The following is a 7,384-nucleotide window of genomic DNA, read 5'->3' as shown; positions in this document are numbered from 1 at the left end:
CAGGGAACCCTAATAGGCACTTGGAAGAGGGCCTGCCATACGGCAAGTTTATCCTAACATTTCAGCCCTGATTATCAGATAGGGGTTACGCATTAAATGAGCAAAGTAAAAAACCTAGCTAAAACGGGGTCTTTGCGACCCCATTTACAACCGATTGTAAATCAAAGCCATACAAAGGCGTTTGCCGAGATGCAACTAAGCAATCGGTTAGTTGCATCTCGGCAAATGCTTAGTTGCAACTCGCCGATTGCTTAGTTGCATCTCCACTTTAGCCTTACTAGCATAGAGGATTTAGGAGGTGCTTTGAGGTGGTTTTGAACCTACGCTTTTTCTTGCCTAGACAAGGGGGGCTCTCCCCATAGGCTCTCCAATGAATACCACTGGATAATACCTTATTATAATGTGTCGACCTTGGCTATTCGTTTTATCGGCTCATAAAAATTGAATATCTTTGCGACGACAAATAGTTTATTAATCATAAATATAGAACAATTATGAAGAGAATTTATACCGTTGTTTCGGTTATTATCCTAGGACTTGCTAGCTCACTCACCGCACAGGCTCAAGGTGGCTTCCGCTGGGGCGTGATGGGTGGTGCTACCTTCAGCAAGTTTAGCACCAACCAAGATAAGCTAAAGAGCGATTTATTTACCTCCTTCCATATAGGCCCTATGGTGGAGTATGAGCTCCCCATATTTCCACTAGCACTTGAGGCTGGATTGCTATATGCACAAAAGGGGATGGATATTGAAAAGGCTGGAGAGGATGCACTGAGCCTAAAGAGCAACCTGATTGAGATACCTGTCAATGTGAAAGGCTATGTATTCAGTATTCCTGCAGCTCGCTTTTTCATCCTTGCTGGCCCTAGCTTCAACTTTGCACTCAATACTAATATAGGTGATATCAAGCTTGATAATTCAAACGACATCAAGGCCAATAAACTAGGAATTGGTCTCAATGCTGGTATCGGCGTAGAGGTGCTCAAGTATCTACAGATCTCTGCTACATTCAATGCAGCAATGAGCGATAGCTATAAGTTTGAGGGAGCAGCAAAGGTCTTTAATGACTACATCAACACCAAGGAAAAGGGATTCTCTGTAACTGCTAGAGTCCTATTCTAAGTGATACTATCGGCTAACCTATAGTTGTTAGCATGCGGGGCTTTTCGTCTGAAAAGCCCCGTTTTGTATAACAAGATAGGCGACAATGTGAAAAAACAACAAAATAAGGGGGTTATTATTTGGTAGTGTGCATAATGTTTTATAATTTAGCACACGAATTCATTACCATAAGAAAAAGAAATAACAAGCCTACCGTGAAAGAGATTGTTGATAATAACAAGGAACAAGCCACCAGTGGTGATAGCTTAGTCCCCCTCAAGAAGGGCTTCTTCCCCAAACTGATACAGCTATGGAAAGAAGGGCTAAGGAGTATGACGTGGGGTAAGCCTCTCTGGATACTCAATATCATTAAGTTGCTGATCCTCTTTGGCGTACTCAGGCTATTTTTCTTCCCTAACTTCCTCAAGGAGCAGTCTAAGACTAAGGAGGGCCGACAAGAGTATGTGCGGAATGAGCTTGTGAATAGGGCTATTGAGCCAACTGCTACCCCTACGATCACACCTGAGGGAGGTGAGGAGTAGTCGCACACACATTAAATAATATAATACAACAACAATATATCAGCATTATTTTTACCTACTATGTTACTAAGTGCACTTATCGATTGGTCGCGATTACAATTTGCGATGTCAGCGATGTACCACTGGATCTTCGTTCCGCTCACACTAGGAATGGGATTCATTATGGCACTCGCCGAGACTAAGTACTACCGTACTGGGGACGACTTTTGGAAGGAGACTGCCAAGTTTTGGCAAAAGATCTTCGGAATCAACTTCGCAGCAGGTATTGCCACTGGTCTTATTCTAGAGTTTCAGTTTGGTACCAACTGGTCCAACTACAGCTACTTCGTTGGTGATATCTTCGGAGCTCCCCTAGCGATTGAGGGAATGTTTGCCTTCTTCATGGAGGCCACCTTCTTTGCAGTGATGTTCTTTGGATGGGACAAGGTGTCGAAGAAGTTCCACCTCGCCTCTACTTGGCTCACCATTGGTGGTGCTACACTATCTGCCGTTTGGATCTTGGTGGCCAATGCGTGGATGCAATATCCTACCGGTGCAGCACTCAATCCCGACACAGTGCGTCACGAAATGATCAGCTTCAGCGATGTAGCCCTCTCTCCTGTGGCTGTCTCAAAGTTTTTCCACTCAGTGATCTCTAGCTGGATGCTAGGCTCTATCGTGGTTATGGGTATCTGCGGCTATTACCTACTCCGCAAACGCAATCAAAGGTTTGCACTTGAGAGCATCAAGCTAGCAGCCACCCTTGGTTTGGTATCAGCGATTCTTACCATCGCCACAGGTCACCTCTCTGCAGGCCATGTAGCTACCTACCAACCTATGAAGCTCGCTGCTATGGAGAATATGTATGAGGGTAGCGAAAAGGCACCTCTTAGCGTCATTGGTATCGTGAATAGCGACAAGAAAAAAGCCGACTGGGCAAGTGATAAGAGCGACTACGCTTTTAATATTGCACTTCCTAGCGGGCTTTCAATTCTTTCTTTCAACGACCCCAACGCCTACGTACCTGGTATCAAAAACATACTAGAGGGTGGTTATACCAAGCCCGATGGTACCATAGCGCTATCTGCCGAGGAGCGTATCCAGAGAGGTAAGATCGCTATCCAAGCTCTCGCCGACTATCGTGCTGCCAAAGAGGCTGGCAACGAGGCTGAGGCAGCTGCTCAGAAAGAGATCCTAGATGCCAATTATGAGCACTTTGGATATGGTTACTTCGATAATGTTGAGGACCTGATCCCCAATATCCCAATGCTTTACTACAGCTTCCGCATCATGGTAGGGCTAGGAATGCTATTTATTTTGGTCTGCCTAGTGCCATTGATTATGCTCCGACGCAATAAGGAGAAGTTTATGAATATGCGTTGGTACCACTGGGTAATGATCATTAGTATCCCACTAGTCTATATCGCTTCACAAGCAGGCTGGGTAGTAGCAGAGGTTGGTCGCCAACCATGGACTATTCAGGATGCTCTTCCTGTACAGGCCGCTGTCTCCAACATTGCAGCAGGTGCAGTGAAGACCACCTTTACCCTCTTCCTCGTCCTCTTTACACTGATGCTCATTGCCGAGCTAAGTATTATGATCCATGCGATCAAGAAGGGACCAAAAAATCATGTTTCAAACGACTCTCAAAACGAGGCGAAATAATCGGGATACAGTATGGATAAGTTAATTTTTCTACAAGACTACTGGTGGTTCATCATTTCACTGCTTGGCGGTCTTCTCGTGTTTCTACTTTTTGTACAGGGTGGTCAGACTTTTGTCTTTTCACTGCACAAAAACGCACTACAGCAGAGGATGCTGGTCAATTCTACAGGTCGTAAGTGGGAGTTCACCTTTACTACACTAGTCACCTTTGGAGGTGCCTTCTTTGCATCCTTCCCACTCTTCTACTCTACTAGTTTCTACGGAGCTTACTGGGTGTGGATGCTCATTCTATTTTGCTTCGTTATTCAGGCAGTATCCTATGAGTACCAAAATAAGAAGGGTAATGTATTTGGCAAGAAGACCTATCAGTGGGCACTATTCCTCAATGGAGTACTCGGCCCATTGCTCATCGGTGCTGCCGTAGGTACCTTCTTCACTGGTGCCAACTTCGTAGTGGATAGAACCAACCTCACCAATCTTGGTGGCAACCTCTCTGTCTCTACTTGGCAGGATTACAATGGGGTGATGCTTCACGGACTTGAGGCGGTGCTCAATCCTTGGAACCTTGTTCTAGGACTTGCAGTGCTATTCCTTGCCCGTACCACTGGGCTACTCTATTTCGTCAATAACGTACGCGATGAGGAGCTCAATCAAGCTGCTCGCAAGCGTATCCTTCCAAATGCGATTATCTTCCTCGTATTCTTCCTCGCCTTCCTTGGTTTCTTACTAACCACTCAAGGCTTTGCAGTAGACCCTGCTACTGGAGAGGTGTTTATGGAGAAGTACAAGTATCTTAATAACCTCCTACAGCAGCCAGTATTACTGGTAGTAATGCTTCTAGGAGTAGTGGGAGTACTGGCGGGTATCCTACTGACTGTCTTCAAGCCTCACTTTAATAAGGGTATTTGGTATGAGGGCATCGGTGTAGTGCTCGTAGTGACGGTGCTGCTACTGATGGCAGGTTGGAACAATACAGCTTACTACCCAACTACTGCTGACCTACAGAGCTCACTAACGATTCGCAATAGTAGCTCTAGCCAATACACGCTAGAGGTAATGGCTTACGCATCGCTAGTGATCCCATTTGTACTGGCTTACATCTTCTATGCATGGCGTAAGCTAGATTTCCATAAGTTTGATGAAGAGGAGATGAAGAAGGGTAACCACTATTAATATCTTACTCGTTCAGATAGTTCAAAGGGGCTCAGCCGTTGGTTGAGCCCCTTCTATTTTATGTGGCTGTCTGAAAAAGGTTGTCCAGAACTTTGCTCCCAATAAAGACAGCTTCTGTTTCTCGTATCAAACGTTTCTGTTTCTCGTATCAAACATTTTTGTTTCTCGTATCAAACATTTCCTTTACAATCAGCTATCAATTGACGCCACAAATCATAGGCTGAAGCAGACAAATGGTTAATATATTGCAAATGCACGAAGAATTACCCTTTTGGGTATTGCATAGAAAAGCAAACAATAAGAACTTTGCCCGCATAAACAAGTAATCAAAATAGTATTCAAATGAAACGCTACGAACGAAATCGAATCTACATATCCGATGAAGAGCAAATGAGAATCAAAGATTTTCGAGTCTTACTTGCTGGTGCAGGGATAGGAAGTAATATCGCAGAAACGCTATTGCGCATAGGATTTGAAACTATCACATTGGTCGATGGAGATGTGGTAGAGGAAAGCAATCTCAATAGGCAGAACTATACCGAGGAAGATGTGGAAAAACCCAAAGTAGAGGCATTGAAAAAACGACTACTTAGCATCAATCCTAATGCACAAATTTCGACGATAAACACATTTATCAATCATGAAAACGTGAGGGATATCATTGTGGAACACGATATAGCAATCAACACTCTTGATTTCAAAAGTGACATTCCGTTTGTCTTTGACCATTTGTGTGCGGAGCAGGGCATTTATGTATTACATCCTTATAATATTGGATTTGCAGGTATTGTTATGGTTGTTTCTCCAGATGGAGCAAACTTAGAGAGCTTGCTCACTGAGGGAGAGAGTTATTTGGGGTTTGAGAAAAGAGCCATCCAATATATTACAGATTATTTCAACTATTGGGTTCGTCCTAAAATATGGATCGAAGATGTCATACGAGCGTATGAGAAAGAAAAAATGCTACTGCCTCCCCCTCAATTATCCATTGCGTCTTCGTTGGTTGGAGGGATATGCGCTTCAATTCTTATTCGTATTGTTCGTGGGGAGTTTGTAAAGATATTTCCCAAATTCTACTATTACTCAGAGTACGATGACTTAAATTAATCTACGATGTGTCGCGACAGCAATAGCCTCAGAGATGTTTCCCACGCCAAGTTTTTGGAACAAAGTTTTTCGATAGCCCTTGACTGAATCTTCGGATCGGTTGATTTCATTGGCAATATCACCAACAGACAAGCCTTGGTTAGCTAGTCGAACCACCGCTTTCTCGTATTCATTCAGCACGATACTATCAATCTGCTTCCAACGTCCACTCTTTAGAGAAAACTGCCACATCGAATTCGAATTGACCGCCGTCATATAGGCAATTCCAACTTCTTGAGTTGGAGCTAATGAAACCAAACAAAGAGCCAACCAAACATTTCCCATTGAGTCCAATTTGAGTGGTGTTATCTGATGGTTAATCAAGATCTTTTCTCGAGATTCTTTTTGAGTAATTCGGAAGTTATAAGATATTGTATACTGAGAGCGCTCTGAAACAGCAACTCCTTTAAAAAACTCAAAACCCGCTCTATTGACCTGTGTAAGAAATTCAAGATCTTCTTCAGGTACATGATTATAATAAAAGTCGTATCCTTCTTGTTGCACCGTTTCTACATTCTCGCCACAAAGGAATAGAGGGTTATCCGATACATACAGAAAGTTCATCCTATTATAATCGATGATGTAGAGAGATTTGTATGAAACTCGGGCAAATGCCTTCGCAGAGTCAATATAAGGCTGCAAGCCATAGTATTGCTCGTCTCCTACCTGAGGACGAACATCTTGCGGTAACCGTAGACGGTTATTTTCATTAAGAAATACACTCATTGACAGTCAGTCTGGAATAAACACAATGCAAATGTACTCATTTAAAAGTAAAACCCTTACCCGAAAGGGTGATAATCGCACCATTTACATCGGACCATTCCAGAATTACCCTTTCGGGTATTGCAGGAAATTCAATATGTATAGAATTTTGCATGTGTAAAGACAAGCAGTGTGCACATCAAATAATATAGAGTATGATGCGACTCAAAAAAGTAGGATGTGTTCCCTGTTTGCAAGTAATTAAGTTGGAACTAACTATCCGAACCAAGTTAAATTCGGTTGTTTGTTTTGCAAACTACCGAATTTATACTTACCTTTGCGGAAGAAAGGAGGGAAGGATAGAGAAAAGCCATAATCAAAACCACTAAGATATTCACACACATTATGAAACAATTCATCACCAGTTTGCTGATACTTTGCTTGGCTACAGGCAACCTATTGGCACAAGAGATCAAGGGAAAGGTATCGGACAAAGAGGGGAAACCACTTCCTTATGCCACGATTAAAGCCATAGCCCTACCCGACTCCGCCACCATCGTAGGAGGCGTCACCAAGGAGGATGGCACCTTTGCTCTCTCTATTGGCGACCACAAGCTACCTGTCCTACTCCAAGCAAGTCTGATCGGCTACAGCACCGAGCAAGTGCTTTGCAAAGACCTCAAGGTGCAAGCACTCACCCTCTCCGAGAGCACCACCATGCTAGAGGAGGTAGCCATCACCGCCAATCGCGTCTCGCACCGATTGGTCGCTGGCGGACTTAGCACCCAAATTGATGGGTCGCCCCTCTCCAAGCTCACCGACATCTACAGCGTGCTCAGAGGTATTCCACTAGTAGAGGTGGAGAATGACAAGGTGAAAGTAACCGGAAAGGGCACCCCAGTCATTTACATCAACGACCGACTAATGACCGCCCCCAATCAATTGAGAGAGCTAAAGCCCTACCTCATCAAGGATATTCAAGTGATCACCAATCCTGGCGCCAAGTACAGCTCATCGGTCGGTGCCGTCATCAAAATATACACCCGCCGCGAACCCGGCTCGGGACTCAGCGGA

The 7,384-nt window shown here is 44.0% G+C and carries 7 protein-coding genes; 6 read left to right on the top strand and 1 reads right to left on the bottom strand.

What is annotated here, in order from left to right:
• Positions 1–494: 494 nt before the first annotated feature.
• The 5 genes from A3GK_RS0109690 to A3GK_RS0109670 all read left to right on the top strand — a co-directional run bounded on the left by A3GK_RS0109690 (position 495) and on the right by A3GK_RS0109670 (position 5,566).
• Positions 495–1,121 (top strand): porin family protein, encoded by a 627-nt coding sequence (locus tag A3GK_RS0109690; RefSeq protein WP_018029254.1) that lies wholly within the window; start codon positions 495–497, stop codon positions 1,119–1,121.
• Positions 1,122–1,315: 194 nt separating this feature from the next.
• Complete coding sequence (locus A3GK_RS11340) at positions 1,316–1,642, top strand: DUF4492 domain-containing protein (protein WP_244860747.1); 327 nt, start codon at positions 1,316–1,318, stop codon at positions 1,640–1,642.
• Between the two features lie 60 nt (positions 1,643–1,702).
• Positions 1,703–3,286 carry a cytochrome ubiquinol oxidase subunit I gene (locus A3GK_RS0109680; protein WP_026161839.1) on the top strand — a complete coding sequence of 528 codons (1,584 nt, stop codon included), beginning with the start codon at positions 1,703–1,705 and terminating at the stop codon, positions 3,284–3,286.
• Positions 3,287–3,298: 12 nt separating this feature from the next.
• Positions 3,299–4,459: a cytochrome d ubiquinol oxidase subunit II gene (locus tag A3GK_RS0109675; protein WP_018029251.1), complete on the top strand. Its 1,161-nt coding sequence runs from the start codon at positions 3,299–3,301 to the stop codon at positions 4,457–4,459.
• A 342-nt stretch (positions 4,460–4,801) separates the two neighbouring features.
• Positions 4,802–5,566 carry a HesA/MoeB/ThiF family protein gene (locus tag A3GK_RS0109670; RefSeq protein ID WP_018029250.1) on the top strand — a complete coding sequence of 255 codons (765 nt, stop codon included), beginning with the start codon at positions 4,802–4,804 and terminating at the stop codon, positions 5,564–5,566.
• On the opposite strand, the gene A3GK_RS0109665 is transcribed toward A3GK_RS0109670, so the two are convergent.
• Complete coding sequence (locus A3GK_RS0109665; protein ID WP_018029249.1) at positions 5,558–6,331, bottom strand: response regulator transcription factor; 774 nt, start codon at positions 6,329–6,331, stop codon at positions 5,558–5,560. The genes A3GK_RS0109670 and A3GK_RS0109665 overlap by 9 nt on opposite strands.
• Before the next feature lie 384 nt (positions 6,332–6,715).
• Here A3GK_RS0109665 and A3GK_RS10835 point away from each other — a divergent pair.
• The coding region (locus tag A3GK_RS10835) for a carboxypeptidase-like regulatory domain-containing protein (protein WP_040576148.1) at positions 6,716–7,384 on the top strand (669 nt) is incomplete at its 3' end.

The sequence above is a fragment of the Porphyromonas somerae DSM 23386 genome (genome assembly GCF_000372405.1).
In the GTDB taxonomy this organism is placed as follows: domain Bacteria; phylum Bacteroidota; class Bacteroidia; order Bacteroidales; family Porphyromonadaceae; genus Porphyromonas_A; species Porphyromonas_A somerae.
Note: the sequence above shows the minus strand (reverse complement) of the source record. Positions and strands in the feature narration are given on the sequence as shown.